Genomic DNA, 24,654 nt, shown 5'->3' with positions numbered 1-24,654 from the left:
TGGCTGGGGCGCTCTGGCGCGGATGGGCTGTCGCAGCCCTGGCCCGGCGGCTATCGCGGCGTGGCGGTCATCCTGCGCGGCCGGCGCGCGCCCTGGCCGCCTGCTCCTTGTCGTAATCGTCGCGGCAGTCCACGTTGCAAAACGGCAGGCCGGGCGCCAGCGGCTCGTCACAGTAGTGGCAGGCGCCGTGCGTCACCAAGGCGGGACGGCAGCGCACGGCGGCCAGGCCGCGGGCCACCTCGGCAAAGATGATCTTGTCGGTGTTGTCGATATGGTCGCTCATTGCGCAGCCTCCTTGCCCAGGCCCAGGTCATACGGGGCGAAGCGCACCACTTCCACGCCGGCCCACTCGTTGATCGCCATGAACTGCGCCTGCAGGGGCACCAGCTCATTGCGGGCGAAGACGCGCGCGGCCGGCTCGACGGCGCCGAAACCACCGGCATTGTTCGGCAGGATGCCCATCAACTGCGGCGGCACGCGGTGCGCGGCCAGCTGGTCGTCGCGCGTCACGCTCTTGATGTTGAAAAACTCATCCTTGGCGGCCACGTCCGACACGGGCAGAATCTGGATGCCGTCCTTTTTGCCGTTCGGCGCGTACATGAACAGGTTGCGAAAGTTGCCCGGCCCCTTGCTGTCGCGCATGGCCTGGCGCAGGTTATCCACGTCCTGAGTGTTGGCGGCGGCATCCGTCATGTAGAACACGAAACCGGCGTGCGAACCATTCTTGTAATACTTGCGGCGGAACAAGGTGGCCGCCTCGTTGAGCCAGGCCGACTGCAGCGCGCTCAAGTACTGCGGCACGCCGTAAAGCTCCTGGTTCACATCCGGTTCCATCAGGTGGAAGATGCGGCCCTTGTCGAACTGGTGCGCCGTGCCGTGATTGGTGACGAAGAAATAGGTGTCCCAATCGACGCCGCGGCGCATGTACTTGGCCAGCGCATGCGCATAGCTCAACGGACGCCCGCTGCGGCTGGGCCTGTCTTCCAGGTAGCAGTTGCCAAACGTCAGGAAGTCCAACGCCAGGCGTTTAAATGCGTCGAGCGACAGATACTTACTGGGCACCAAGGTAGACGCCAGCACGTTTGCCTTGAAGTGGATGGCGCTTGAGTGATGCACGCCAGCATTGAACGACTTGGCCAGACCGGCCAGGTTGATGGGCGGTTCATACCAGTGGCCGTTCTTCCAGCATTCGAAGCAGTCGAGAATGTCGCCGTGCTCGAGCACGGGCGTGGGATCGCCGAAGGAAAACGCCTGGATGCCGGTGGCGTCCGGCGCCACTGGCGCGGGCGCGTTCGTGTTGGCGCCGGGCGCGGAGCGCGCCCGGGCGCGCTGATGTCGTGCTTTGCTCAAGAGTAAATCTCCATGATGGATTGGTTGTTGTCGGTACTGCCTTCGAAGGGTTCGTGATCGAGCGCGTGCATGCAGGCCCACGCCAGGTCGGCGTGGCCCGTCTCGTCGCTGCGCCCGGCCACATAGGTGACGTGCCGCCCGCTGGGCGTAAGGGTCTTGCGGATCGCCATGAACGATTGCGCGATGTCGATCCAGCCGGCGTCAAATTCAAGCCGGCCCTTGCTGATGATGTTTTTGGCTTTCAGCACCATGCGCGTCTTGACTTCCGGCGAATAGTTGATGGCCGTGACGGCCGGGAAGAAGCCGCGCACGATGGGCAGCACGCCGATGCCCATGCCGGTCGTGTCGATGCCGATGTATTCGACGTTGTAGCGCTGGGTCATCTGGCGGATGGCTTCGGCGTGGTCCTTGAAATCCTGGCCGCGCCACTGGTGGCGCTCGAGGATGCGGAACTTGCCGCCGGCCGTCATGGGCGGCGCCAGCACCACGCAGCCGGCGCTGTCGCCGTTCAAGGCCGGGTCGTAGCCGATCCACACGGCGCGGTTGCCGAACGGGCGCAGGCCCAGCAGCGGCTTATAGTCTTCCCATTCCACCCAGGAATCGACCATGCAGCGCTGCAGCTCGTTCAAGGGGAAGACGCTGGCGGAATCGTCGATGAAATTGCACATCAACAGGTTTTCAAACTGGTCCGGGCTATATTCGAAGTTGCGCAGTTCGTCGATGTCGAATAGGTTGCAGCCGCCGCGCTCGGCATCGAGGATGGTGACGATCTGGCGCCAGATTTTGTCCTCGCCCGTGTAGCCCGACGACAGGCGCCCATGGCTCACATCGATGTTGAATTGTTCTGCCTTGGCGCGACGCTTGTTGAACAGCTCGCCCGTCCAGAATGGGTAGGCCTGGTGCGTGGTCGATGACGGCGTTGAAAAGTAGGTCTTGCGCCATTTCTTGTGAATGGCCATGCCCGAGGCCACCTTGTTCAACTCCTGGAAGTTCTGCGTCCAGAAAAATTCATCGAAGTAGAAATTGCCGTGGTAACCCTGCGCCGTGCGCGCGTTCGTGCCCAGGAAGTACAGGTGCGCGCCGTTCGGCAGCACGATGGGGTCACCCGTCAGCTCGATACCGGCCGCCTCGCGCGCGAATTGCACGATATATTGCTTGAAGACGTGCGCCTGGCTTTTTGAGGCAGACAGAAAAATCTGGTTGCGCCCTGTTTCCATCGCATCGGCAAGCGCCTCGCGGGCGAAATACCAGGTGGCGCCGATCTGGCGGGACTTGAGGATGGCGCGTGTGCGCTGGTCGCCGTTGCGAAACCAGACCTTTTGATAGTCGAAGAGCGAATCCTGGAAGGCGTCGAGCAGCTGGATTTTCTGTTCTTCGCTGAAATCGTTGCGCGTCGGCTTCTTCTTTGGGCCGGCATTGCGGTTCGCCAGCTTTGGGTTGAGATCCACTTCGTTGCCGCCCGGCTGCTCGTAGCGGCGCACGCGCGCCGCCTGCACGATGGCGCGCATCAGCAGATCGATTTCTTTGTAGTCGCTGCCGCTCTTGACCTCTTTTTCGATCAGTTTCACCAGGCGCAGCTCGGCCGCGGCCTCAACATGCTCGATGGCCTGCGCCTTGTCCCACTCGTCGCGCAGCTTCCAGCTATTGATGGTGCTGCGCTTGATGCCCAGGTGGCGGGCGATGGACGAAATGCGCCAGCCCTTCCAGTACAGGGCGCGCGCGGCACGGCGCGGCTCGGATTCGGGCAGGGCCAATTCCCCGATGATTTCGTCGGAGATTTGTTCGCTTGTTTTCTCGATTGTCAGCATGCCGCCAGCGTAGGCCGCGCGCGCGCGGAACGGGGAAAGGCAAAAGTCGCTATGGCCCATAGCAACCCGCAGCGCATTGAATCGCAGCGCCAAGACGTTGACCATGGCGTTATCCGATCAACCGAGAACGCCCACCATGTCCAAATCGAAATACTTCCGCGTCGCCACCGAAGGCGCCACCACGGACGGCCGCAACATCGACCGCGCCACCATCGAGCAGATCGCCGCCACCTACAACCCGAAGACCTACGGCGCGCGCATCTGGCTGGAACACATTCGCGGCATCCTGCCCGACAGCCAGTTCAAGGCCTACGGCGACGTGATCGCCGTGAAAGCCGAGGAAGTGGACACCGACAGCGGCAAAAAACTGGCCCTGTTCGCGCAGATCGAACCCACGCCGGAACTGGTCGCCATCAACAAGGCAAAACAAAAGCTCTATTCGAGCCTGGAAATTTCCCCCGACTTTGCCGACACGGGCCTGCCTTATCTGGTCGGCCTGGGCGTCACCGACAGCCCTGCCAGCCTAGGCACCGATGCGCTGAAGTTTTCCGCCGGTCGCAAGCAGCACAACAGCAACCTGTTTACGGCGGGCATCGAAGTCGAACTGGCATTCGATGAACCGGCGGGCGTCAAGCTGGCCGATGCCGTCAAAAACCTGCTGTCGCGCTTTTCCACCAAGACCAGCGGCGACGCGGCACAGTTCGCCGACATCAGCGAAGCCGTGCAGGCCCTGGCAGGCCACGTCGTCACCGCCAACGACAACTACGCCAGCGCCCTGGCCCGCCTGGACAAAGCGGAAACGGCCTTGACGGCCACACAAACCGAACTGGCCGCCTTCAAGACGCAGATGGACGAGGCGCCCGGCAATGGCCCGCGCCGCCCGTCCGCCACCGGCAACGAAGGCGCCGTGCAAACCGAGTTTTAAGCACACGCCATCCCCAACACCCCACCAACAACGGAGCACCGAGCAATGAAAAAGAATACCCGCCAGGTCTACAGCCAGTACGAAAACCGCCTGGGCCAACTGAACGACACGGACAGCGTGGCCAAGACCTTCAGCGTGGCGCCCAGCGTGCAGCAAAAGCTGGAAACGAAGATGCAGGAGTCGAGCGAGTTCCTGTCAAAAATCAACATCATGGGCGTGGCCGAGCAGGAAGGCGAAAAGCTGGGCCTGGGCGTGTCTGGCCCGATTGCAGGCCGCACCGACACCAAGGCCAAGGAACGCGAAACGCGCGACCTGTCCACCCTGGATAGCACGAAATACCGCTGCGAGCAAACCAACTTCGACACGCACCTGACCTATGCCAAGCTGGACGCCTGGGCCAAGTTCCCCGATTTCCAATCGCGCGTGGCCAACGCCATCGTGATTCGCCAGGCGCTGGACCGCATCGTCATCGGCTTCAACGGCGTGAAAGTCATGGCCACCACCGACCTGGCCGCCAATCCGCTGCTGCAGGACGTGAACAAGGGCTGGCTGCAGCACCTGCGCGAACAGGCGCCCGAGCGCGTGCTGGGCCTGGCCGGCGCCGGCCTGCCGGGCAAGGTCATCATCGGCGAGGGTGCAGATGCCGACTATGCCAATCTGGACGCGGCCGTGGTCGATGCCGTCAACCTGCTGGACCCGTGGTATCAGGAAGACACGGGCCTGGTGGCCATCGTCGGGCGCAAGCTTTTGAGCGATAAATACTTCCCGCTGGTGAACACCAAGCAGGCGCCCACGGAAACCCTGGCGGCCGACATTATCCTGAGCCAGAAACGCATCGGCGGCTTGCCGGCGGCGCGCGTTCCCTACTTCCCGGACAACGCCATCCTGATTACCCGCTTCGACAATCTGTCGATCTACTTCCAGGACGGCGCGCGCCGCCGCCGCGTCGAGGACAAACCCTCGCGCGACCGCATCGAGAACTACGAATCGTCGAATGACGCCTACGTGATCGAAGACCTGGGCCTGGCCGCACTGGTGGAGCACATCGAGCTGAAAGCCTAAGCCATGAGCAATCTGTCTCCTGCCCTGCGCCACCGCGCGCGCATGCTGGCCGAGCGCACGGCCGGCGCCGCCGAACCGCTGGGCGTGACCACTGGCAACGCTTACGACCTGATGCTGTACAAGCTGGCCGACGACCGGCGGCGCCTGAAATCCATCCAGTCGGTGGAACGCAAGATCGAAGTCAAGACTACCTTGCTGCCCGATTACGACCAGTGGATCGACGGCGTGCTGGCCGGCGGCAAGGGCGCCCAGGACGATGTCGTGGCCGCACTGCTGGTGTGGCACATCGATACCGGCGCGTATGACCGCGCCCTGGTGATTGCCGCCTACTGCATGGAACACAAGTTCACCCTGCCGGACGGCTACAGCCGTGACATTCCGACCATGATGCTGGACGAATTTGCCGCCGCTTACCTGCAGGGCAAGCTGGGCGACGATCCGCAGCACGCCGTGGCCGTGCTAGGCGCCGTCGAAGCCATGACGGTCCTCTGCGACGCGCCCGACCAGGCGCGCGCCAAGCTGCACAAGGCCATCGGCCTGGCCATGGTGGCCGTGCTGGACCAGCACGACGAGGCGGATATCGCCCCGGCCCTGCTGGAACAAGCCGGCGTGGCCATGGCCCAGTTGCAGCGGGCGCGGGCCTTGTCCGAGTCCGTCGGCGTCAAGAAAGAAATGGAACGGCTGGAACGGCGCATCAAGCGCGCGGCCGATTCCAGCTAAAGAGCAGCCCCCGGCGCACAGGCGGCACGGGGGGATTCCGATCAATCCATCGATCCGATGAACCCCGTCCACCGCCTCCCTTTCAATCCCACCGCAAACACCATGTCCTTTATCGCCCTCCCTCCCCGTGCGCAACCCGTCGCCGGCACGCCGCCGGCACCGATCCCCGTTCCCGGAATCGTGGAGAACGACGGCTGGTTTCCCGACATCCTGCTCACCGATATGCGCGACGCCATGCGCCTGGATGGCACCGTCACCGACGCGCGCCTGGTGCAAGCCGTGGTCGATGCCATCCTGCAGGTCAACCGCGAGCTGGCCGACTGGCAGGGCAAGCAGGCCGCTACCGGCATAGCCGCCCTGGTCGACGTGCCGGCCGCGCGCATCAACCGCGAGTCCCGCCTGCTGGCGCAGTACCGGCGCGCCGTCTACAGCACGGCGAAAGCCGACCTGATCGAACGTTACCGCGACTACGACAGCACGGCCACGTCCGTCAGCGACAAGAAAAGCATGGAGTGGCTGGACGAGGCACCCGGCGCGCAGCGGCGCAATGCGCAATGGGCCATCGCCGATATCGTCGGGCGCACGCACCTGACCGTGGAACTGATCTGATGCAGGTACGCGCACAGCAGCACGACACGGTGGATGCCCTGGTGTGGCGCTACCTGGGCGACGGCGCGGGATACGTCGAGCAAACCCTGGAAATGAATCCCGCACTGGCGCGCCACGGCGCCGTGCTGCCTGCCGGCCTGGTCGTCACCCTGCCCGAGCCGGCGCCCAGCACGGCCCAGGTGGCGGCAGCCGATCTTGTGCAGCTATGGGATTAAAGCAGCAATCCACCTTTTTACCCTCATGAAAAATCTATCTAACTTCACCCCGGAGAATCAAGCAATGTCCGCAGAATCGTTTGGTGGTTTCGCCACCCTGGTCAAACTGTACGGCTTCAAGGCGGCGCTGGGCATGGTCGGCGCCGCCATGCTGTACATCGTGTTGCCGCCCTTGAACAGCGACGGCACCTTCAACAAGGGCGAGTTCGTCGCCCGCCTGGCCTGCGCCGGCGTGTTCTCGTGCCTGCTGGGCGGCACCGTGTACCAGCTGCTGTGCGCCCAGCTCCCCGCCATCGGCGCCATGGTCAACGCCAGCGCCATCGACCTGATCGTCGGCGCGCCCGGCTGGTGGGTATCGCGCGCCGTCGCCCTGTGGTTCCAGCACCGCAGCGACAAGGACATCGCCGAGCTGGTCAAAGACGCGAAGGAACACTGATGGCCGTCATGGAAAATCCCCTGATCGCACATGTTATCGACGCCATCCTGCGCGCCGAAGGCGGCTACGTGAATGACCCGCAAGACAAGGGCGGCGAAACCAATTACGGCATCACCGTGTCGGTGGCGCGCGCCAACGGCTACGCGGGGCCAATGCGCAATATGCCCGTGACCGTGGCGCGCGCCATCTACACGGCCCGCTACATCACGGAACCGAAGTTCGACCAAGTGCTGGCCATCCATGCCGGCATCGGCGCCGAAGTGATCGACACGGGCGTGAACATGGGACCGCACCGCGCGGCCGAGTTCCTGCAGCGATGGCTGAACGGTTTCAACGACACGGGCGCCCGCTACCCCGCCCTGTTCGTCGACGGCCGCCTGGGCGCGCAGTCGCTGGGCGCGCTGGCCGCCTTCCTGAAATGGCGCGGCCAGGATGGCGCCACCGTGCTGCTGCGCGCCCTGAACGGACTGCAGGCAGCGCGCTACCTGGACATCACCGAGGCCAATAAGACCCAGCGCCGTTTTCTGTTCGGCTGGATCAAGGAACGGGTGGCTATGTGACTGCGAGCACCTGGCGCCCGCTGGCCGCTGTTCTCCTGTGCGGCGCCATTGCGGGCTGGACGACGCAGGGCTGGCGCAAGGACGTCACAATCGCCGAGCTGCGGCGGGCGGCGGCCACCAAAGCGACCAACGCCGCCACCCGACTGGCCCAGGCCACCGCCCGCGTGCTCACCCTGGAGCGCGCCGCCGGCGCCGCCCTAATGCTGCGCGCCGACCACCTCACCCAGGAACAAACCCATGCGAAAACCGAGCGTGACCGTTTTAACGATGATGTGCGCAGCGGCGCTGTGCGCCTGTCAATCCCCGTCGCCAGCGGCCAGTGCGCCGCAACAGCAGATACCACCGCTGCCGCAGGCCATCGGCATGAAACGCGCGCCGAACTTGACCCGGCGACTGCGGCAGCTCTTGACGCCATTGCCGGCGACGGCGACGACGCCACCCGCCAATTGAACGCCTGTATCGACGCCTACAACACCTTGCGGAACACCTACCATGTACAAACCGAATAGCCTGCGCCAGCACCTGGCCGCCGCCATCCCCGACCTGCAGCGCGATCCCGACCGCCTGCTGGTCTTCGCCGACGAGGGCAACGTGGTGGCGTCGGCCACCGCCTCCCTCTCCTTCGAATACCGCTTCAAGCTCAACCTGATCGTCACCGACTACGCGGGCGACGCCGACACCATCATGGTGGCCCTGATCGCCTGGCTCAAAGTCCACCAGCTCGACCTGATGGCCAACGAGGAAACGCGCAAACACGGCATCGCCTTCGAAGTCGATTTTAATAACCATGAAACGGTCGATATTTCGATCAAGCTGGACCTGACCGAACGCGTAGCCGTCAAGGCCGGCAAGGCGGGCCGCCTCGACATCAAGCACCTGGCCGAGATACAGCACATGCCCGCCTACGCGGACGAATTCTGGAAGCTGTACGCCGGCGAGAAACTGCTGGCCGAATGGCGCACACCCGAGGCCACGCCATGAGCGGCGACCTGCACGCGCTGGAAGCCTGGGCCGGCGCCCTGCTGGCCAAGCTGCAGCCAGCCCAGCGCCGCGCCATCAATCACAAGGTGGCCATCGACCTGCGCCGCAGCCAGGCGAAGCGCATCAAGGCACAGCAGGGGCCGGACGGCGCGGCCTATCCGGCGCGCAAGCAGCGCAAGGAATTCAAGGGAAAGAATGGGCGCATCAAGCGGCAGAAAGCGGCGATGTTCGCCAAGGTTCGCACCGCCAAGCACCTGAAAGTGAAGGCAAGCGATGACCAGATCGAGGTCGGGTTCTTTGGCTGGGTGGCGCGCGTGGCGCGGGTGCATCACTTTGGGCAACAGGATCGTTTATCCAAAAAAGGCCCAGCCTATACATTTCCTGCGCGGCCTCTTATAGGCATCAATGCAACTGATCATACGCTGATTCGCGAAACTCTCCTGCATCATTTGTCGTCACTATCTAAGTGAAGCGGGAATACTCAATATTTGATTGGGCAAAGGTCTTTAAACTATTTCTCATTACATTAAGCCAGGCATTTGCCCACCTAAATGCAATCTCGTGCTCTCTAACGGACTCGGACCTTGTCATTCGATTCACCGCTATTCGCATCCTGTTCAGTGCGTAGCTATAACGCCTATATTGCTTTAGCACAATTATGTCTTCGTTGTTCACTTCGTCCCTCCTTTACCTTGGAAAGCACCGCATCGTGATGAGGCTGTATTAATAAAATAATAGGCATTCGATATGACTATGTCAACTTCATGGCAGTTTCAAAAGTTGATGATCTTCTTGATTTAGATAGACTCGGACGCGATCTCTATTGCTCTATAGCAGGATAGAACTCAGTCACTATGATGCTTATCAACCCGCCCCCGCGTGCATCCGCACGCGGACTTCGGCAACATGCACTGCATGAACGCCGACCTGTCCGACCTCCTCCGCTTGCTGCAAAACCTGATCCGCCTGGGCACCATCGCCGAGATCAAAGGTGCCAAGGCGCGCGTACGGCTGGGGCCAACACTCACCACCGAATGGCTGAACTGGGCCACACGGCGCGCCGGTAGCACCCGCACCTGGTCGGCGCCCACCGTCGGCGAACAGGTGATCGTCTTTTCCCCGGGCGGCGACCTGACGCGTGGAATCATCCTGCCTGCGCTGTACTCGCAGGCTTCTGACGCGCCCGAAACCAGCAACACCATCCACACCACGCATTACCCTGACGGCGCCGTGGTGCAGTACGACCACGCTACCCACGCCCTGACGGCGACGCTGCCCAGCGGCACCGCCACCATCACGGCCGACAAGGTGACGTCGAACGCGCCCAGCACCATCTGCACGGGCGACTTGACTGTCATGAAAAACCTGATCGTCAAGCAATCCACCACCGTGGAAGGCGTCACCACCCTGAACGGCGGCGTGAACGCCAAGGCCGGCGCCACTGGCGGCGTGGCCATGGCCGTTCAAGGGACGATCAAGGCCAGCGAGGACGTGCTGGCCGGCGCCATCAGCCTGGCCAAGCATCCACACGGCGGCGTCAAGCAAGGTGGCGACCAGTCAGAGGGGCCGCTACCATGATGGGCATGCACGCCGCCACCGGGCGCAGCCTGACGGGCCTGGGCCACCTGCGCCAGTCGGTCACCGACATTCTGACGACGCCCATCGGCTCGCGCATCCGGCGCCGCCGCTATGGCTCCGAAGTGCCCGAGCTGATCGACCAGCCCCTGAACACCGCGACGCAGTTGCGTATCTATGCGGCCACCGCCTTTGCCCTGCGCCGCTGGGAGCCGCGTTTGCAGCTCGCCAGCGTACAGCTCACGCGCGACACGGACGGCGCCATCGCCCTGCTGCTTGATGGCACGGCGAACGGCCAGGGCATCACCCTGTCCGTGCCCGTCAAGCAAGGGGGCATCGTATGAGCACGCCCATCGACCTGACCCAGTTGCCGGCGCCCAGCGTGGTCGAGGTGCTCGACTTCGAAGCCATCCTGGCCACACGCAAAGCCCACTTGGTGAGCCTGCTGCCGGAAGCTGAGCGCGCGGCCGTCACGGCCCTGTTGGAACTGGAATCGGAGCCGGCTACCAAGCTGCTGGAAGAAAACGCGTATCAGGAAACCATCCTGCGCAACCGCGTCAACGAGGCGGGCAAGGCCGTCATGCTAGCGTTCGCCCTTGATGGCGACCTGGACCAGTTGGGCGCCAACGTCAACGTGGCGCGCCTGGTCATCACGCCGGCCAATCCCAACACGCTGCCGCCCGTGGCCGCCGTCATGGAAGACAACGACGCCTACCGTCTGCGCATCCAGGAAGCGCCGGACGGTCTGTCCGTGGCCGGCCCGAAAGCGTCGTATGAATTCCATGCCCGCAGCAGCGACGGCCGCGTCAAGGATGCGAGCGCTACCAGCCCGGCGCCGGCGCACGTCATCGTCACGGTGCTGGCCAACAACGACACCGGCATCGCCGACGCGGCGCTGCTGGCCACCGTGGCGCACGCGCTCAACGCCGAGGAAGTGCGCCCCCTGGGCGACCGTCTCATCGTGCAGGCGGCCCAGGTCATCGACTACCAGATCGAGGCCAGCTTGTTTATCGGCGTAGGCCCGGAAGTGCCGATTCTGCTGGATGCCGCGCGCGCCAACGCCGTGCGCGTGTCGCAACCGCGCCGCCCGCTGGGGCACAGCATCTACCGTTCCGCCTGCAGCGCTGCCGTGCATGTCGAAGGCGTGCGCAAGGTCGTCTTGACCAGCCCGACGGCGGATATCGAACTGAATGCCACCCAGGCCGCGCGCTGCACGGCCATTAAACTGAACGTGGTAGTGCTCGATGAATAGGACCGTGCCCACCCTGCCGCCCAACACCACGGCGCTGGAGCGTGCCATTGCGGTGGCCTGCGCCGAGCTGGTCAACGTGCCCGTGCCGCTGCGCGACCTGTGGAGTGCTGACCGCTGCCCGGTCGCCCTGCTGCCGCTCCTGGCCTGGGCCTGTTCCGTGGACCGCTGGGACGACGCCTGGCCCGAATCGATCAAGCGCGGCACCATCAAGGCGTCCTACTTCATTCACAAGCACAAAGGCACGATTGCCGCCGTGCGGCGCGTGGTGGAGTCGCTGGGCTATTTGATCCGCATCACCGAATGGTGGCAAACCACCCCGCCCGGCGTGCCGGGCACTTTCCGCCTCGACGTAGGCGTCCTGGACTCGGGCATCACGGATGCCATGTTTCAGGAAATGGAACGCCTGATTGCCGACGCCAAGCCTGTCAGCCGCCACATGACGGGCCTGGCCATATATCTGGAAAGTCGCGGCAACATCTACGCGGGCGCTTGTGCGTACCACGGCGACGCCATGACCGTGTATCCCTGGATCGCGGAAATCATCGAAGTGCGCGGCACGCTGTTGCAGGCCGGCGCATCCCATACCATCGACACCCTGACCATCTATCCATGAGCACATACTTTGCCATCCTGACCGAAGTGGGCGAGGCCAAGCTGGCCAACGCCATCGCCTTGGGTCAAACCCTGAAATTGAAAAGCCTGGCCGTGGGCGACGGCAACGGCAATCTGCCCATGCCCGAGCGCAAGCAAAAGGCGCTGGTGCGCGAGGTGCGCCGCGCCGGCCTGAATCAGCTCACCATCGACCCGACCAACACTAGCCAGATCATCGTCGAACAGGTGCTGCCCGAAGACGTGGGCGGCTGGTGGATACGCGAAATCGGCATCTACGACGTGGCCGGCGACCTGTGCGCGGTGGCCAACTGTCCGCCCAGCTACAAGCCCCTGATGCTGGAAGGCAGCGGGCGCACGCAAGTGGTGCGCATCGTGCTGATCGTCGCCAGCACGGCCGCCATCGAGCTGAAGATTGACCCGTCCATCATTCTGGCCACCCGTAAATATGTCGATGACCAGGACATTACCGTGCGCGCCTACAGCGACGAACAACTGGCCAAGCACCTGGTGGCTACCGACCCGCACCCGCTCTTGGCCAAGGTCGCCTATGTCGATCAGCAGGACACCAGCGCGCGCGCCTATGGCGACCAGCAACTGGCCAAGCACCAGGCTGCAGCCGATCCGCACCCGCTCCTGGCCAAGGTCGCCTACGTCGATCAGCAGGACACCAGCGCACGCGCCTATGGCGACCAGCAACTGGCCAAGCACCAGGCCGCTGCTGACCCGCACCCGCTACTGGCGAAGGCCGCCTATGTCGATCAGCAGGATGCCAGCGCGCGCGCCTATGGCGACCAGCAACTGGCCAAGCACCAGGCCGCTGCTGACCCGCACCCGCTACTGGCGAAGGCCGTCTATGTCGATCAGCAGGACGCCAGCGCCCGCGCCTATGGCGATCAGCAACTGGCCAAGCACCAGGCTGCCGCCGACCCGCACCCGCTCCTGGCGAAGTCTGCGTATGTCGATCAGCAGGACAGCAACGTCGCTGCCTATGGCGACCAGCAACTGGCCAAGCACGTGGCTGCTGCCGATCCGCATTCGCAATACAGTAAAAAAGAAGTGGCGACACTGCCTAAGTTCAACGCGTCGAGCAAGCTTGCCAGCGCCGAGTTTGTACAGCAGGCGCAAGGAAGCATGGTGAAATACGTTGGCGTGAATGCCGACCGCACCTTGACAGCGGACGACATGGGCGCCGCGCTGTACTTTACCGCCCCTGGTCTGACCCTCACCATTCCCAGCCCTGATTCACTGGGCATTCCCGCCAATTCGGGCAAGTACTTCAAGCTCTTCGGCCTGAACCAGTCGCCAGGCACGATTGCGTCCGGAGCCGGTGTGGTCATTGGCTATGACGTTGGCGACGTGAAAAGAATCATCGTCAAACAAGGCCAGTTCATCACCGTGATGGCGACAAGCAGTCAAGTCTGGCAAGTCATCGATGCGACCGCCGAAATGGGGCGCAATGCCGACTTTTCGTCAAAGTTGGCGGCAAGCAGCGGCCACCAAAAATTGCCAGGTAATTTCATCATGCAATTTGGCGATGCCACTGCGACGCCCGGGGGAAATTTCATTGCTTTCGATATCGTCTTCCCTGTGGAGTGCTTCGGCGTCTGCCTCACGGGCGCCAACAGCGACGCAGTCAATCGCCTGGGAACCAGCAAGCCAAGCAGGACGGGCTTTACTGCGTACTCGTCCGATTCCACGCCAGCCACCCGCTACATCGCCTTCGGAAAATAATATGACGATCTTCTATTCCAATGCCACCCGTGGTTTTTATCCGGCTGCCATGCGTGCCGACTACGAGCAGGCCGGCACCTGGGCAGCCGATGCCGTCGAAGTGACGCCCGAGGACGAAGCCATGCTGCGCGAGGCGATCACCGCCGGCGCGACCATCCGCAAGAAATCCGGCGGCAAGTGGGCTATCACCGCGCCCCCGCCACCACCGTTTGCCGTGCTGGCCGCCCCAATACTGGCCAGCGTGCGCCAGACGCGCGACGCCATCCTCAACCGCCTGGCCGGTATCGGCTTTGCCGCCATGGCCAGCGGCGATGCGGCCACCGCGCACGCTGTCGCCACGGCGCGCACCTGCCTGCTCGACATTACCACCTGCCCGACAGTCGCCGCCGCGCAGGACATCGAAGCCCTGCAGGCGGCCGTCAACGCCGAATTCCAACGCATCGCCGACGCCTTGCCGGATGAGGCCCGGCGCGCCTTCGATGACGCAGGCATGGCGCTGGCGCCGGCCGCCAGCACCCAGTAACACCCCGACATTCACCCCCTACCAGGAGAACAACATGGCCACCGACTACCACCATGGCGTGCGCGTCATTGAAATCAACGAGGGTTCGCGCCCCATCCGCACCGTGTCCACAGCCGTGCTAGGCCTGATTGCCACGGCCGATGACGCCGACCCGGCAGCCTTTCCGCTCGACACGCCCGTGCTCGTCACCAACGTGCTGGCCGCCATGGGCAAGGCCGGCAAGACGGGCACCCTGTACCGCAGCCTGCAGGCCATCGCCGCGCAGACCAAACCCCTGACGGTCGTGGTGCGCGTGGCCCAGGGCGAGACGGAGGCAGAAACCACCAGCAACGCCGTGGGCGGCACCTCGCCCGATGGCAAGTACCTGGGCGCCCAGGCGCTGCTGGCCGCGCAAAGCAAGCTGGGCGTGAAACCGCGCATCCTGGGGGCGCCAGGGCTGGATACCCAGGCCGTCACCAATGCGCTGGCCAGCGTGGCGCAGCGCCTGCGCAGCTTCGTGTATGCCTCGGCCTATGGCTGTGCCACCGTCACGGCGGCGACCACCTATCGCGGCCAGTTCGGCCAGCGTGAAATCATGATGATCTGGCCCGACTTCGTGAACTGGAATACCGCCACCGACGAGGAGGCCAGCATTTCCGCTGTCGCCTACGCCATGGGCCTGCGCGCCAAGATCGACGAGGAAACGGGCTGGCACAAGACGCTGTCCAACGTCGTCGTCAACGGCCCGACCGGCATCACCAAGGATGTGTTTTTCGACCTGCAAGACCCCGCCACCGACGCCGGCGTGCTCAACGCCAAGGAAGTGACCACCCTGATTAACATGGGCGGCTACCGCTTCTGGGGTTCGCGCACCTGCGAGGAGCCCGGCGGCTTCTTCTATTTTGAAAGCTACACACGCACGGCCCAGGTGCTGGCCGACACCATCGCCGAAGCGCATTTCGCCTATGTCGATCTGCCCTTGCATCCGTCGCTGGTGCGCGATCTGCTGGAAAGCATCAACGCCAAGTTCCGCGACTTGAAATTGCAAGGCTACATCATCGACGGCCATGCCTGGTATGACGAGCAATACAACGACAAGACGGCGCTGAAAGACGGCAAGCTGGCCATCGATTACGACTACACGCCCGTGCCGCCGCTGGAAAACCTGAAATTCCAGCAGCGCATCACCGACCGCTACCTGGCCGACTTCGCCTCGCGCATCGCCGCATAAACACTGTCACCACCCTGCCCGCGCCAGCGCGGGCGCATTGAACTACTGGAGAAACTATGGGCCTGCCCCGCAAACTGAAAAACTTCAACCTGTTCCAGGACGGCGTGTCCTTCATGGGGATGGTGCCCGAAGTCACCTTGCCGAAACTGAGCCGTAAGATGGAAGAGTACCGTGCGGGCGGCATGAGCGGCCCCGTATCCGTCGACTTTGGCAACGAGGCGCTGTCACTGGAATGGAGCGCTGGCGGCCTGATCGTCGAAGCCCTGAGACAGTACGGCGCGCACACGCACGGCGCCGTGCAACTGCGCTTTGCCGGCGCCTATCAGGAAGACGACGAAGGCACCGTCGCCGCCGTCGAGGTCGTCGTGCGCGGCCGTTACAAGGAAATCGACATGGGCGCGGCCAAGATGGGCGACGACACCACGCACAAATACACCATGGCTTGCAGCTATTACAAGCTGATGATCGACGGCGCCACCGTCATCGAACTGGACTTCATGAGCGGCACCGAGAACTTCGGCGGCGGCGACACGAATGCCGCCATCCGCAAGGCCATCGGCCTGTAACCCTTTTTATTCACCACCACCCTACCAGGACAACACCATGAACAACGATACCCAAAACCAAGCCGTCATCGAGCTGGACGACCCGATCAAGCGCGGCGATACCCTCATCACCTCGCTGACCGTACGCAAGCCCAAGGCGGGCGCCCTGCGCGGCATTTCCCTGATCGAGCTGGCCAACCTGAACGTGTCGGCCCTGCAGATCGTGCTGCCACGCATCACCGAGCCGACCCTGACCGCGCACGACATCGCCAACATGGACCCGGCCGACCTGCTGGCCGTGGGCGTCGAGGTTGCCGGTTTTTTGGCGAGCAAAGTAGATCGCCTTTCGGTATCCCCGGCGAAGTAGAAGATGCCATGGCCGACATTGCCGGCGTGTTTCACTGGACGCCGGCAGCGATGGACGGCTTTACGATTGATGAACTGATGGCCTGGCGCGAACGCGCCAGGCAGCGAAGCGGAGCGGAATAGATGGCTGGTCGGGACTTGAGGTTACAGGTAGTGTTTTCGGCGCTGGACAAGATCACAGCACCCCTCAAAAAAATACGCGCAGCAGCTGCCCCGACCAGCAAGACGCTGCAGGAGGTCAGCCAGCGCCTCAAGGGTTTGAATGACAAGCTCAAGGAAACCAAGTACCTGCGCAAGCTGCAGGAAGAATTTCGCACCACATCGAGCGAACTGAAAAAGAGCAAGCTCGCCCTGAATGACACGCGTGTCGCGTTCGACAATCAGCGCCTGGCGCAGCACAAGCTGGCAAGCGAGACTCGGGCAGCGCGCACTGAATTCAAAGGCCTTCAGCTTGAACTGATGCGCACGCGGGAACCCAGCGGCAAACTGTCGGCCAGCTTTGCGCTGGCACGCGACAACCTCACCAGACTGGAACTGAAATACAGTCAGTCGCAGGAAAAGCTGCGCAGCCTGAAAACGACCCTCGGCCAGGCCGATGCAGCAGTGACCAGGATCAGCGCGAGCAAGCTCAAGCTGGCTCAAAACTTGACCCTCGTGCGGCAAAAGATGGATGCCGCCGGCACCAGTACATCAAAAATGCGCCAGCATGAACGGACGCTGGCCACCGATATTGCTGCAGCCAACACGCAGTTGGAAATCCAGCAGAAGAAGCTGGCCACCCTCAAGGCGCGCCAGGATCGCGTGGCCACCGCCCAGCAAGGCGCTGCAAAAGCCAAAGCCGTCGCCGGTGGCATGGCCAGTGCGGGTGTAGGTGCCACCGTGGCGGGCGCGGCAATCGGCGCGCCCGTGGTCAAGGGCTTGCAAGAAGCGAAACACTACGAAATCGAAACGGCACGCATCCGCGCGCTGGGCACGCGCACGAGCCAAGAAAAAGAACACGCCATCGAGTTTGCCAAACAGCTCAAGACATACGGCGTCAGCCAGCTAGAAAAAACGGAAATGATCCGCGATTCCATTTCGATCTTCGCCGATGGCCACCACGCCGAAATGGCCTTGCCCACCATGTCGAAGATGAAGTTCATCAACGATACGCTCTACCCGGAATCGGCCGGCGAGCGCAACGCGCAATTGTTCGCCATGCAAAAGGTCATCGAGCTGCGCGGCAATGCCGGTTCTGTCGAAGCCTTCAAGAGCGACGCTGACCGCGTGCAAAAAGTGATCGCGGCGACGGGTGGCCGGGTCGGTGGCGAAGACTGGCGGCAATTTACGATCCGCAGCGGCGTGGCCGGCAAAGGCCTAAACGACAATGCCTTCTTCAACCAGATGGAACCCATGCTGCAGGAGCTGGGCGGCTCGACGGCGGGCGTCGGCTGGCGTTCCCTGTACAACAACATTTACCAAGGCAAGGGCACGCAGCGCGCGGCCAGGGAAATGCAAAGCCTGGGCCTGTTGAGCGGCAAGCACATCAAGTATGACAAGGTGGGGCAGATCAAATACATCCAGGCCGGTGCGCTGCTGGAAGGCGAACTGTTCCAGAAAAGCCCGCTCGACTGGATCGAGAAAGTGTTCTTGCCCAAGCTGGCGGCCAAGGGCATCACCGACAAGGACGAGATCAACAGCAAGATCGGCGCCCTGGTTTCGAACAGCAACGGCGCCGCCTTCCTGATGCGCATGGTCGATCAGCGCGCGCAGATACGCAAGAGTGAACGCCTCAACCAGAATTCGGAAGGCATGGACAGCCTGCACGTGCGCGCACGCGGCCTGGGCGCTGGCGCAGAGCGGGAGACGCTGGCCAAGGTTTCCGATCTGAAACTGGTCATGGGCGAAAAAATCTTGCCTTTGTACACGCAGGGGCTGGAAATGGCGATCAACGCCATCACGCGCCTGAATGCCTTCATGGAACGCAACCCGACCGTGGCCAAGGTCATGATTACCGCCTTTGCAATCCTTGCCGGCATCCTGCTGGTACTCGGCCCGCTGATGCTGGGCATCGCCGCCCTGATCGGCCCGTACGCCATGCTGCACGTCATGTTCGCCAAGATGGGCGTGACGGGCGGCGTGCTCACGCCCATCTTGCGCAACCTGGGCGGCGCCTTCATGTGGGCGGGCCGCGCCATGCTGTGGCTGGGCCGCGCTCTTCTGATGAACCCGATTGGCATCGCCATCACGGTCATTGCCGGCGCCGCCTTCCTGATCTATAAATACTGGGAGCCGATCAAGGCTTTCTTTGGCGGCCTGTGGTCAGACGTCAAGACGGCATTTGCCGGCGGCTTTACCGGCATCAATAGCCTGATCGCCAACTGGTCGCCGCTGGGCCTGTTCTATCGTGCCTTCGCGGGCGTGCTGGGCTGGTTCGGCATCGCGCTGCCTGCCAGGTTCACCGACTTTGCCGCCAATATCCGGCACAGCATTGTCGAGGGACTGGCGCCGCTGACAGGCTTCATTGCCAGTCTGTGGTCGCAGCTGAAAACCACCTTCAGCGGCGGCATGGCCGGCATCACCGCCCTGATTATCAACTGGTCCCCCGCTGGCGTGTTCTATCAGGCATTCGCCGGCGTCATGAGCTGGTTCGGTATCAAGCTGCCGGCGCAGTTCACGGAGTTTGGCGCCAACATCCTGCGCGGCCTGGTCAACGGCATCACGGGTTCCATGGGCGCCGTCAAGGACGCCATCAGCAATGCCGGTTCCAGCACCATTGCCTGGTTTAAGGAAAAGCTGGGCATCCACAGCCCGAGCCGCGTGTTTGCCCAGCTGGGCGACTACACCATGCAGGGCCTGGCCGTGGGCCTGGACCGCAGCGAGGGCGCGCCAATTGCTAAGGTTTCCGGACTGGCGCAGCGCCTGACGCAACTGGGCGCCGGCATCGCCATCGGCACGGCCACTGCCCTGCCGGCCAGCGCCTTCGACACGCGCGCGCCGCTGGCCCAGGGTGGCTTCGGCGCCGGCATGACCATTCAGGGCGACAAGATCGAAATCACCTTCCACGTGCAGGCCGGCACCGATCCCCAGGCCATCGCGCGGGCCGTGAGCGTGGCGCTCGATCAGCGCGACCGCGAAAAGGCGGCGCGCATCCGCTCGTCCCTGCGCGACCACGATTAAGAAAGAAGCACCACCATGATGATGATTTTAGGAATGTTCGTGTTCAGCCTGCCGACGCTGGCCTATCACGAGCTGCAGCGGCAAACGGAATGGAAGCATGCCAGCACGGCGCGCGTGGGCCTGCGCGACGCGCACCAATACGTGGGGCCCGGCGACGACACCATCACCCTGTCGGGCTGGGTGGCGCCGGAACTGACCGGCTCCCTGTATTCGCTCGATGCGCTGCGCATGATGGCTGACACGGGCAAATCGTGGATTCTGATCCAGGGCACGGGCCGCATACTCGGCTCCTACCGCATCACCAGCATGACGGAGGGGCGCACGATCCTCGACGGCAGCGGCGGCGCGCGCCGCGTCGAGTTCTCGATTGCACTCAAGCGCGACGATGACGGCGTGCTGGCCATGGTGGGCCTGGGCGACATCGGCGACCTGAAAAACATGCTCAGTATCGACGGCATGACCAGCAGCATCGCGGGCGCGGCCAGGAATGCCGTGGGCAGCGTGGTGGGCAATGTGGTCGGCGGCATCACGTCGAAATACGGCGGCGTCGTCAGCGAGATGAAAGACAAGATCGGCGGCAGCATCAGCGGCGCCATCGGCAGCGCGGCGGACAAGTTCAAATGAGCGAGCATATCCCCGCCTTCAAAGTCAGCATCGAGGACAAGGATTTGACGGCCATCGTTTCACCGCGGCTGATTAATCTGACCTTGACGCTGTGCCGTGGCGACGAGAGCGACCAGCTCGACATTTCCCTGGATGACAGCGACGGCAAGCTGGCCCTGCCGCCGCGCGGCGCGCAGATCGCCCTGGCGCTGGGCTGGCAAGCATCCGGCATGGTGGACATGGGCAAGTTCACCGTGGACGAGGTAGAGCACAGTGGCGCGCCCGACACCATTACCCTGCGCGCCAGGTCGGCCAACCTGATTGACACCTTCAAACAGCAACAGGAACACAGCTTCCACAAGACCACCTTGGGCGCCATCATCGAGGCGATTGCCTTTCGTAACGAGCTGGCGTCGGGCGTCTCGGCGCGCCTGCGCGATACGGTCGTCGAGCACATCGACCAGACCCACGAAAGCGATGCGGCCTTCCTGCGCCGGCTGGGCAGGAAATACGACGCGGTGGCCACCGTCAAGAATGACACGCTGCTCTTCATCCCCATCAACCAGAGCCGCACCGCCAGCGGCAAGGCGCTGCCCGTCATTCCCATCACCCGCGCCCTGGGCGATGGCCACCGCTACCACAGCGCCGAAAGCGACGCCTACACGGGCGTGCGCGCCTTCTGGCATGACGAACGCTACGCGCGCCGCCGCAGCGTTGTGGCCGGCGTGCCCGGCAACAGCAAGCGCCTGCGCACCACCTTCGCCAGCGAAACGGATGCGCGCGCGGCAGCCGTCGCCGAATGGCAGCGCATCCTGCGCGGCTTGGCCACCTTCGAAATGAGCCTGGCCCTGGGCAACCCGGCCGTGTTCCCGCAATCGCCCGTGACAGTGAAGGGCTTCAAGCCCGAGATCGACGCCACCGAATGGCTATCGGTCAAGGTCACGCACAACCTGGGCGGTAACGGCTTTACCACGCGCGTGGAATTTGAAACGAAGACGGAGGCGCTGGAGGCCGAGCGCGAGGAAGAGAAAGACCCGGACGATGGCGTCACGGGCGTGGTGGCGAAGTGGAAAGACGTAGCGGCGAAGAAGAAAAAGGCCGGGCAGGAGCAGGCCGGCGCCAAGGGTACGCTCAAGACGCTGGAGCATGTTTACAAGAGCAAACACGGCGCCAAGCGAGCGGCAAAACTGGCTTGGGAGCACATCAAGGAGGTGCGCGAAATCATTCGGGAGAACAGCGAGGAGCCATGGAAGCCGGCAGAGGCGGCTTCCATGGCGTAGGTGTGCCGAATTACGGGAGGCTCACAGACTTTACCAAGCCGAAAACAATGCAACTGCTGTCGTTAATGTGCTCGATTAGCGGGAAGCCACATAGCCGGCAAATCGCCAGTGGCGCCAACGCATTCAACAGGGACGCTTCCCCTAGATTTTTCAATATGCCCCGTCGAGTAGGATTTTCCTGCAATGTAGCACTTACTATCTACGGAAGAAGTGCTTGACTCCCCGCTTACAGGAGACTTGTATAGTAGCCAGCCGCACGCAGCTAAACACATGCTAAGCAAGATCAATCGTACCCTTGCAGTTCGTTGAAGTTTGTTGAGGTTAGCGGCTCGCTCCTCACATATTTGGCAGGAATTCTCAACGTTGCCTGCCGCAACAAGTCGCGGTGAGGCAGGAATTTCTAATATTGCTTCGCCTTGATCTGTAGGGATATCGGCAGACTTGGCATCCTTTATCCAAGTCTCCAATAGATTTTTTACTTCCGAGTACCGCGCAAGTGGTAGCTCTTTGATTTTCTTTAAACCGAAGTCAGTTATGATGATTCTGTACACGTCCAAGGGATGATCACCTGTAAGTGCAGATAGGTCTTTCACCAGAGCATTGATGCGACGTCGTTGGAAATCGGTAATTAATTCAACGTCAATTTTTTCTGCACCCAAGTGCAATGTAACTACATTGTTCAGCCGAGGGGCTTCAACAATATTACCAAAGACATTCTGCCCAACATCGCCGCTAAATTCTGGTCTATCCATTACGAAATCCACATCTTTGCAACTTATAATTTCAATTTAACAACATTTTACGCAAAATAAAGCCTTCTCTCACCGACTATTGGTGAGGAAAAACATCCCATTCAAATGGGTTTCTTCTTACGCTTATCGGGCATTTTTACTGTATTTGGCCCTGTGATATTGCCGTAGATATTTTGTCCAATGTCACCATGATGCACTGGCTGGACAAGGTTCTGTGGATGATTCATTCCACCGATTAAGCCAAGCACACCAGCCTTTCCGCGAATATCCATCTTGCGGTATCCAGCAACAACTTCACTCTCGTCCGCGCTTAAGTTCCCAGGCGTGAATTGACCCGTCACGACATAGAGCACATCAACCCCGATTGCCGAAACAGCAGCTAGAAACTCCGCGTTTGGCACTTGCTTCCCTTGCTCCCAATCGATCTGCGTGCGCTTTGATGCCCCACCTATTGCCGCAAAATCAGCCTGGTTATAGCCAAGTCGTTCCCTCTCAGCCTTAAGACGCACTCCAATTATTTCACGCAATTTCTCACCTTTTACTTTACAAGTGCGGTTTTTCGCACTATATTTACGTCATTACCATGTGACGTATACAAATCATACCTTATGACAACTATCGCCCCAGTGACGCGGCAGCCGAAGAATTCACTTTCGCAGCCAATCCCTATTCGTTTGCTCCCTCCTGAGATTGAGCGCGTCGAAAAGTTTGCGCAGCAGGATTCCCGTTCGCGGGCGTCGTTTATGCGCCTGATGTTGCTGCGAGGCCTGCAATCTTATGAGGCCGAACTCGTGCAATTGTCCATTGTCCATCACGCTTAACTGCACAGGAGCCGGCCCATGTACCCCGATGCAAAACGTATCCGCAGCCACCGCGTCATGTTGCGCCTGGACGATTACGAACACCAGCTTGTTTCCTCGCTCGCCGATTACCAGGGCGAAGCGCTTGCGGTGCTGGTGCGTCAGATCGTCATGCGCGAAGCCTTGGCAGTTATTGCAGGTGACGAAGCCAACATCGACAGCGTACAGCTTCGCAGTGCTTAATCCGAGACACTGAATAGTAACTTTTAAGCAACTGCAAAGCTACCCACATGCCAGATCACCAAATTAATCTCGATGACGACGAGCGCGCGCTGTTGGAAATCGTGCGCCAACGCCAGGGGCTGGAAAGTATCGATCAGGCGGCGGAATGGCTCATCAAGTCGCGCTTACGCAAGCAGGCAAAAAACATGACAGGTCGCGGTCGCGCCCTGTACCAAGTGGAAAGAAAGCTGAAATGAGAGTCATCGGCCTGCCTTGCCCGCATTGCGAAAACACCGTACGCGCCGTCAAAAGCCGCACGATGTCCGCGATGTTCAAGGAAATCACCTACATGTGCCAGAACCCCGAATGCGGGCACTCCTTCGTGGCAGGCCTGGAAGTGCTGCGCACCCTCTCGCTGTCCGCCATGCCCAAGGCGGATATCCGCATCCCGATGTCCCAGCATGCGCGCGCGGCGGCCACCAGCCAGCTGGCCCTGGACCTGACTGCGGGCTGCTGATGACTATCCCGATCCTCGCGCCGCCGTAGCCCGGCCGCCATAACTCCTCCTCTTTTGCTGTGCCCTGCAGCGCTCCCTTTTGAGCGTGCGGGATTCGTTCAACCTGAAATAAGGAAAACCGATGGAAAACACGCTGCACGCCGCCAGTCATGCCGACCAATCCATGGAATCAAACACGATCCGCCCGACCTTGCAAAATTGTATTGTCCCCGTGGCACCAACGTGTTTTCTGCTGCAAACCAGCGCGAGCATCGGCATCGCGGCGCTGACCGCCCACATCCATGAAGTTGCCAAGACCTATCACGCCTACGGCGCTGCCAATCTGACCTTCATCGTCAGCGATGCGCAGGCACTGGAGTGTGCCGGCTTTTTCGCGCCAGCCAAGCAACGCGCCCTGGTCGGCAAGCTGCCTATCGAAGTGAACTACATTTTCGCCAATGAAGCGGGTTCCCGGCACTGCTGCGGCACATCGCACACGCTCCCGTACTGGGCAGAACATTTTCTCAAGCCAGGGGCACGCTGATGCTGCGCCTGGCCAAAACCTGCGGCATCTGGCTGCTGTCGCTCCTGATCGTCATTGCCCCCGGCGTGCTGCGGGCCATCGGCGCCATCAAGGACTGAACCATGCCGGCGTCCCTTATCGACAATCACCTGTCCTTCCAGTCTGCCGCCGAGATTCTGGCCGTGCGCGACAAGGTTTTGAGTGTGTTGAACTCGTTCAAACCAAAAAAGATAAAGTTAATGAAAGAGAATCTGAAAACGTTCTGCAGCGGCCTGCTGGCTGGGCTTGTCATGTTCGCGCCTGTGTTGATGGCAGCATTTGGTTGGATCGGGAGTTGAG

At 62.0% G+C, this 24,654-nt stretch carries 33 protein-coding genes; 28 read left to right on the top strand and 5 right to left on the bottom strand.

Translation table 11 applies throughout. The features are described from left to right. Nucleotides 1–67 precede the first annotated feature (67 nt). The 3 genes from VPH41_RS05405 to VPH41_RS05395 are packed head-to-tail and all read right to left on the bottom strand — an operon-like array spanning nt 68 to nt 3,158. The gene (locus VPH41_RS05405) at nt 68–283 is read right to left on the bottom strand and encodes a hypothetical protein (protein WP_328569202.1); all 216 of its coding nucleotides are present in this window, start codon (nt 281–283) and stop codon (nt 68–70) included. After that, nucleotides 280–1,350, bottom strand: coding sequence for a phage portal protein (locus tag VPH41_RS05400; protein ID WP_328569201.1), 1,071 nt, complete (start codon nt 1,348–1,350; stop codon nt 280–282). The genes VPH41_RS05405 and VPH41_RS05400 overlap by 4 nt, the downstream gene beginning before the upstream one ends. Further along, a complete protein-coding gene (locus VPH41_RS05395) occupies nt 1,347–3,158 on the bottom strand; it encodes a terminase ATPase subunit family protein (protein WP_328569200.1) in 1,812 nt (603 codons plus the stop codon). The genes VPH41_RS05400 and VPH41_RS05395 overlap by 4 nt, the downstream gene beginning before the upstream one ends. 136 nt (nt 3,159–3,294) lie before the next feature. Here VPH41_RS05395 and VPH41_RS05390 point away from each other — a divergent pair, with 136 nt between their 5' ends. The 23 genes from VPH41_RS05390 (at nt 3,295) to VPH41_RS05280 (ending at nt 21,522) form a co-directional block, all read left to right on the top strand. After that, complete coding sequence (locus tag VPH41_RS05390) at nt 3,295–4,083, top strand: GPO family capsid scaffolding protein (protein ID WP_328569199.1); 789 nt, start codon at nt 3,295–3,297, stop codon at nt 4,081–4,083. 45 nt (nt 4,084–4,128) lie between these two features. After that, entirely contained in the window at nt 4,129–5,145 is a 1,017-nt protein-coding gene (locus VPH41_RS05385) for a phage major capsid protein, P2 family (protein ID WP_328569198.1), read from the top strand. Nucleotides 5,146–5,148: 3 nt separating this feature from the next. Continuing rightward, nucleotides 5,149–5,865 carry a phage terminase small subunit gene (gene gpM / locus VPH41_RS05380; protein WP_289952005.1) on the top strand — a complete coding sequence of 239 codons (717 nt, stop codon included), beginning with the start codon at nt 5,149–5,151 and terminating at the stop codon, nt 5,863–5,865. Between the two features lie 102 nt (nt 5,866–5,967). Beyond that, nucleotides 5,968–6,474 (top strand): head completion/stabilization protein, encoded by a 507-nt coding sequence (locus VPH41_RS05375; RefSeq protein WP_328569197.1) that lies wholly within the window; start codon nt 5,968–5,970, stop codon nt 6,472–6,474. Beyond that, nucleotides 6,474–6,689 carry a tail protein X gene (locus tag VPH41_RS05370; RefSeq protein WP_328569196.1) on the top strand — a complete coding sequence of 72 codons (216 nt, stop codon included), beginning with the start codon at nt 6,474–6,476 and terminating at the stop codon, nt 6,687–6,689. The genes VPH41_RS05375 and VPH41_RS05370 overlap by 1 nt, the downstream gene beginning before the upstream one ends. A gap of 64 nt (nt 6,690–6,753) precedes the next feature. Further along, on the top strand, nt 6,754–7,125 hold the full coding sequence (locus VPH41_RS05365) for a hypothetical protein (RefSeq protein WP_328569195.1): 372 nt from the start codon (nt 6,754–6,756) through the stop codon (nt 7,123–7,125). Then, the gene (locus VPH41_RS05360) at nt 7,125–7,685 is read left to right on the top strand and encodes a glycoside hydrolase family 108 protein (RefSeq protein WP_328569194.1); all 561 of its coding nucleotides are present in this window, start codon (nt 7,125–7,127) and stop codon (nt 7,683–7,685) included. The genes VPH41_RS05365 and VPH41_RS05360 overlap by 1 nt, the downstream gene beginning before the upstream one ends. Beyond that, on the top strand, nt 7,682–8,194 hold the full coding sequence (locus VPH41_RS05355) for a lysis system i-spanin subunit Rz (protein WP_328569193.1): 513 nt from the start codon (nt 7,682–7,684) through the stop codon (nt 8,192–8,194). Before VPH41_RS05360 ends, VPH41_RS05355 begins: the two co-directional genes overlap by 4 nt. Then, nucleotides 8,178–8,666: a phage tail protein gene (locus VPH41_RS05350; protein WP_328569192.1), complete on the top strand. Its 489-nt coding sequence runs from the start codon at nt 8,178–8,180 to the stop codon at nt 8,664–8,666. The genes VPH41_RS05355 and VPH41_RS05350 overlap by 17 nt, the downstream gene beginning before the upstream one ends. Beyond that, nucleotides 8,663–9,136 carry a phage virion morphogenesis protein gene (locus VPH41_RS05345; protein WP_328569191.1) on the top strand — a complete coding sequence of 158 codons (474 nt, stop codon included), beginning with the start codon at nt 8,663–8,665 and terminating at the stop codon, nt 9,134–9,136. The genes VPH41_RS05350 and VPH41_RS05345 overlap by 4 nt, the downstream gene beginning before the upstream one ends. Before the next feature lie 445 nt (nt 9,137–9,581). Beyond that, the gene (locus VPH41_RS05340) at nt 9,582–10,244 is read left to right on the top strand and encodes a phage baseplate assembly protein V (RefSeq protein ID WP_328569190.1); all 663 of its coding nucleotides are present in this window, start codon (nt 9,582–9,584) and stop codon (nt 10,242–10,244) included. A gap of 5 nt (nt 10,245–10,249) precedes the next feature. After that, the gene (locus tag VPH41_RS05335; protein WP_442906218.1) at nt 10,250–10,585 is read left to right on the top strand and encodes a GPW/gp25 family protein; all 336 of its coding nucleotides are present in this window, start codon (nt 10,250–10,252) and stop codon (nt 10,583–10,585) included. Further along, nucleotides 10,582–11,493 (top strand): baseplate assembly protein, encoded by a 912-nt coding sequence (locus VPH41_RS05330; protein ID WP_328569188.1) that lies wholly within the window; start codon nt 10,582–10,584, stop codon nt 11,491–11,493. The genes VPH41_RS05335 and VPH41_RS05330 overlap by 4 nt, the downstream gene beginning before the upstream one ends. Further along, nucleotides 11,486–12,106 (top strand): phage tail protein I, encoded by a 621-nt coding sequence (locus VPH41_RS05325; protein WP_328569187.1) that lies wholly within the window; start codon nt 11,486–11,488, stop codon nt 12,104–12,106. Before VPH41_RS05330 ends, VPH41_RS05325 begins: the two co-directional genes overlap by 8 nt. Next, nucleotides 12,103–13,836, top strand: coding sequence for a phage tail protein (locus tag VPH41_RS05320; protein ID WP_328569186.1), 1,734 nt, complete (start codon nt 12,103–12,105; stop codon nt 13,834–13,836). Before VPH41_RS05325 ends, VPH41_RS05320 begins: the two co-directional genes overlap by 4 nt. Before the next feature lies 1 nt (nt 13,837). Further along, nucleotides 13,838–14,359 carry a hypothetical protein gene (locus VPH41_RS05315; protein WP_328569185.1) on the top strand — a complete coding sequence of 174 codons (522 nt, stop codon included), beginning with the start codon at nt 13,838–13,840 and terminating at the stop codon, nt 14,357–14,359. 34 nt (nt 14,360–14,393) lie between these two features. After that, nucleotides 14,394–15,569, top strand: coding sequence for a phage tail sheath protein (locus VPH41_RS05310; RefSeq protein ID WP_328569184.1), 1,176 nt, complete (start codon nt 14,394–14,396; stop codon nt 15,567–15,569). 56 nt (nt 15,570–15,625) lie between these two features. Beyond that, nucleotides 15,626–16,135 carry a phage major tail tube protein gene (locus VPH41_RS05305; RefSeq protein ID WP_328569183.1) on the top strand — a complete coding sequence of 170 codons (510 nt, stop codon included), beginning with the start codon at nt 15,626–15,628 and terminating at the stop codon, nt 16,133–16,135. Between the two features lie 37 nt (nt 16,136–16,172). After that, nucleotides 16,173–16,481: a phage tail assembly protein gene (locus VPH41_RS05300; protein ID WP_328569182.1), complete on the top strand. Its 309-nt coding sequence runs from the start codon at nt 16,173–16,175 to the stop codon at nt 16,479–16,481. A gap of 8 nt (nt 16,482–16,489) precedes the next feature. Then, entirely contained in the window at nt 16,490–16,603 is a 114-nt protein-coding gene (locus tag VPH41_RS05295; RefSeq protein ID WP_071650284.1) for a GpE family phage tail protein, read from the top strand. A gap of 15 nt (nt 16,604–16,618) precedes the next feature. Next, entirely contained in the window at nt 16,619–19,639 is a 3,021-nt protein-coding gene (locus VPH41_RS05290) for a phage tail tape measure protein (protein WP_328569181.1), read from the top strand. A 15-nt stretch (nt 19,640–19,654) separates the two neighbouring features. Further along, nucleotides 19,655–20,263 carry a phage tail protein gene (locus VPH41_RS05285; RefSeq protein ID WP_289952040.1) on the top strand — a complete coding sequence of 203 codons (609 nt, stop codon included), beginning with the start codon at nt 19,655–19,657 and terminating at the stop codon, nt 20,261–20,263. Further along, a complete protein-coding gene (locus VPH41_RS05280; RefSeq protein ID WP_328569180.1) occupies nt 20,260–21,522 on the top strand; it encodes a phage late control D family protein in 1,263 nt (420 codons plus the stop codon). The genes VPH41_RS05285 and VPH41_RS05280 overlap by 4 nt, the downstream gene beginning before the upstream one ends. Before the next feature lie 62 nt (nt 21,523–21,584). Here VPH41_RS05280 and VPH41_RS05275 read toward each other — a convergent pair whose 3' ends face one another. Next, nucleotides 21,585–22,274, bottom strand: coding sequence for a hypothetical protein (locus VPH41_RS05275; RefSeq protein WP_328569179.1), 690 nt, complete (start codon nt 22,272–22,274; stop codon nt 21,585–21,587). A gap of 101 nt (nt 22,275–22,375) precedes the next feature. Beyond that, a complete protein-coding gene (locus VPH41_RS05270) occupies nt 22,376–22,801 on the bottom strand; it encodes a helix-turn-helix domain-containing protein (protein WP_328569178.1) in 426 nt (141 codons plus the stop codon). A 312-nt stretch (nt 22,802–23,113) separates the two neighbouring features. Here VPH41_RS05270 and VPH41_RS05265 point away from each other — a divergent pair, with 312 nt between their 5' ends. The 5 genes from VPH41_RS05265 (at nt 23,114) to VPH41_RS05245 (ending at nt 24,653) form a co-directional block, all read left to right on the top strand. Further along, the gene (locus tag VPH41_RS05265) at nt 23,114–23,317 is read left to right on the top strand and encodes a hypothetical protein (RefSeq protein WP_328569177.1); all 204 of its coding nucleotides are present in this window, start codon (nt 23,114–23,116) and stop codon (nt 23,315–23,317) included. A gap of 47 nt (nt 23,318–23,364) precedes the next feature. Continuing rightward, nucleotides 23,365–23,553, top strand: a complete 189-nt coding sequence (locus tag VPH41_RS05260; RefSeq protein ID WP_328569176.1) for a hypothetical protein — start codon at nt 23,365–23,367, stop codon at nt 23,551–23,553. Continuing rightward, complete coding sequence (locus tag VPH41_RS05255; RefSeq protein ID WP_086138169.1) at nt 23,550–23,813, top strand: ogr/Delta-like zinc finger family protein; 264 nt, start codon at nt 23,550–23,552, stop codon at nt 23,811–23,813. Before VPH41_RS05260 ends, VPH41_RS05255 begins: the two co-directional genes overlap by 4 nt. A gap of 121 nt (nt 23,814–23,934) precedes the next feature. Then, nucleotides 23,935–24,336: a hypothetical protein gene (locus tag VPH41_RS05250; RefSeq protein WP_328569175.1), complete on the top strand. Its 402-nt coding sequence runs from the start codon at nt 23,935–23,937 to the stop codon at nt 24,334–24,336. Between the two features lie 101 nt (nt 24,337–24,437). Beyond that, nucleotides 24,438–24,653 (top strand): hypothetical protein, encoded by a 216-nt coding sequence (locus VPH41_RS05245; RefSeq protein WP_328569174.1) that lies wholly within the window; start codon nt 24,438–24,440, stop codon nt 24,651–24,653. Nucleotide 24,654: the final 1 nt, after the last annotated feature.

The sequence above is a fragment of the Janthinobacterium sp. P210006 genome (genome assembly GCF_036231885.1).
GTDB classification, from domain to species: domain Bacteria; phylum Pseudomonadota; class Gammaproteobacteria; order Burkholderiales; family Burkholderiaceae_D; genus Janthinobacterium; species Janthinobacterium violaceinigrum.
This window is presented reverse-complemented; position numbering and strand designations above follow the sequence as displayed.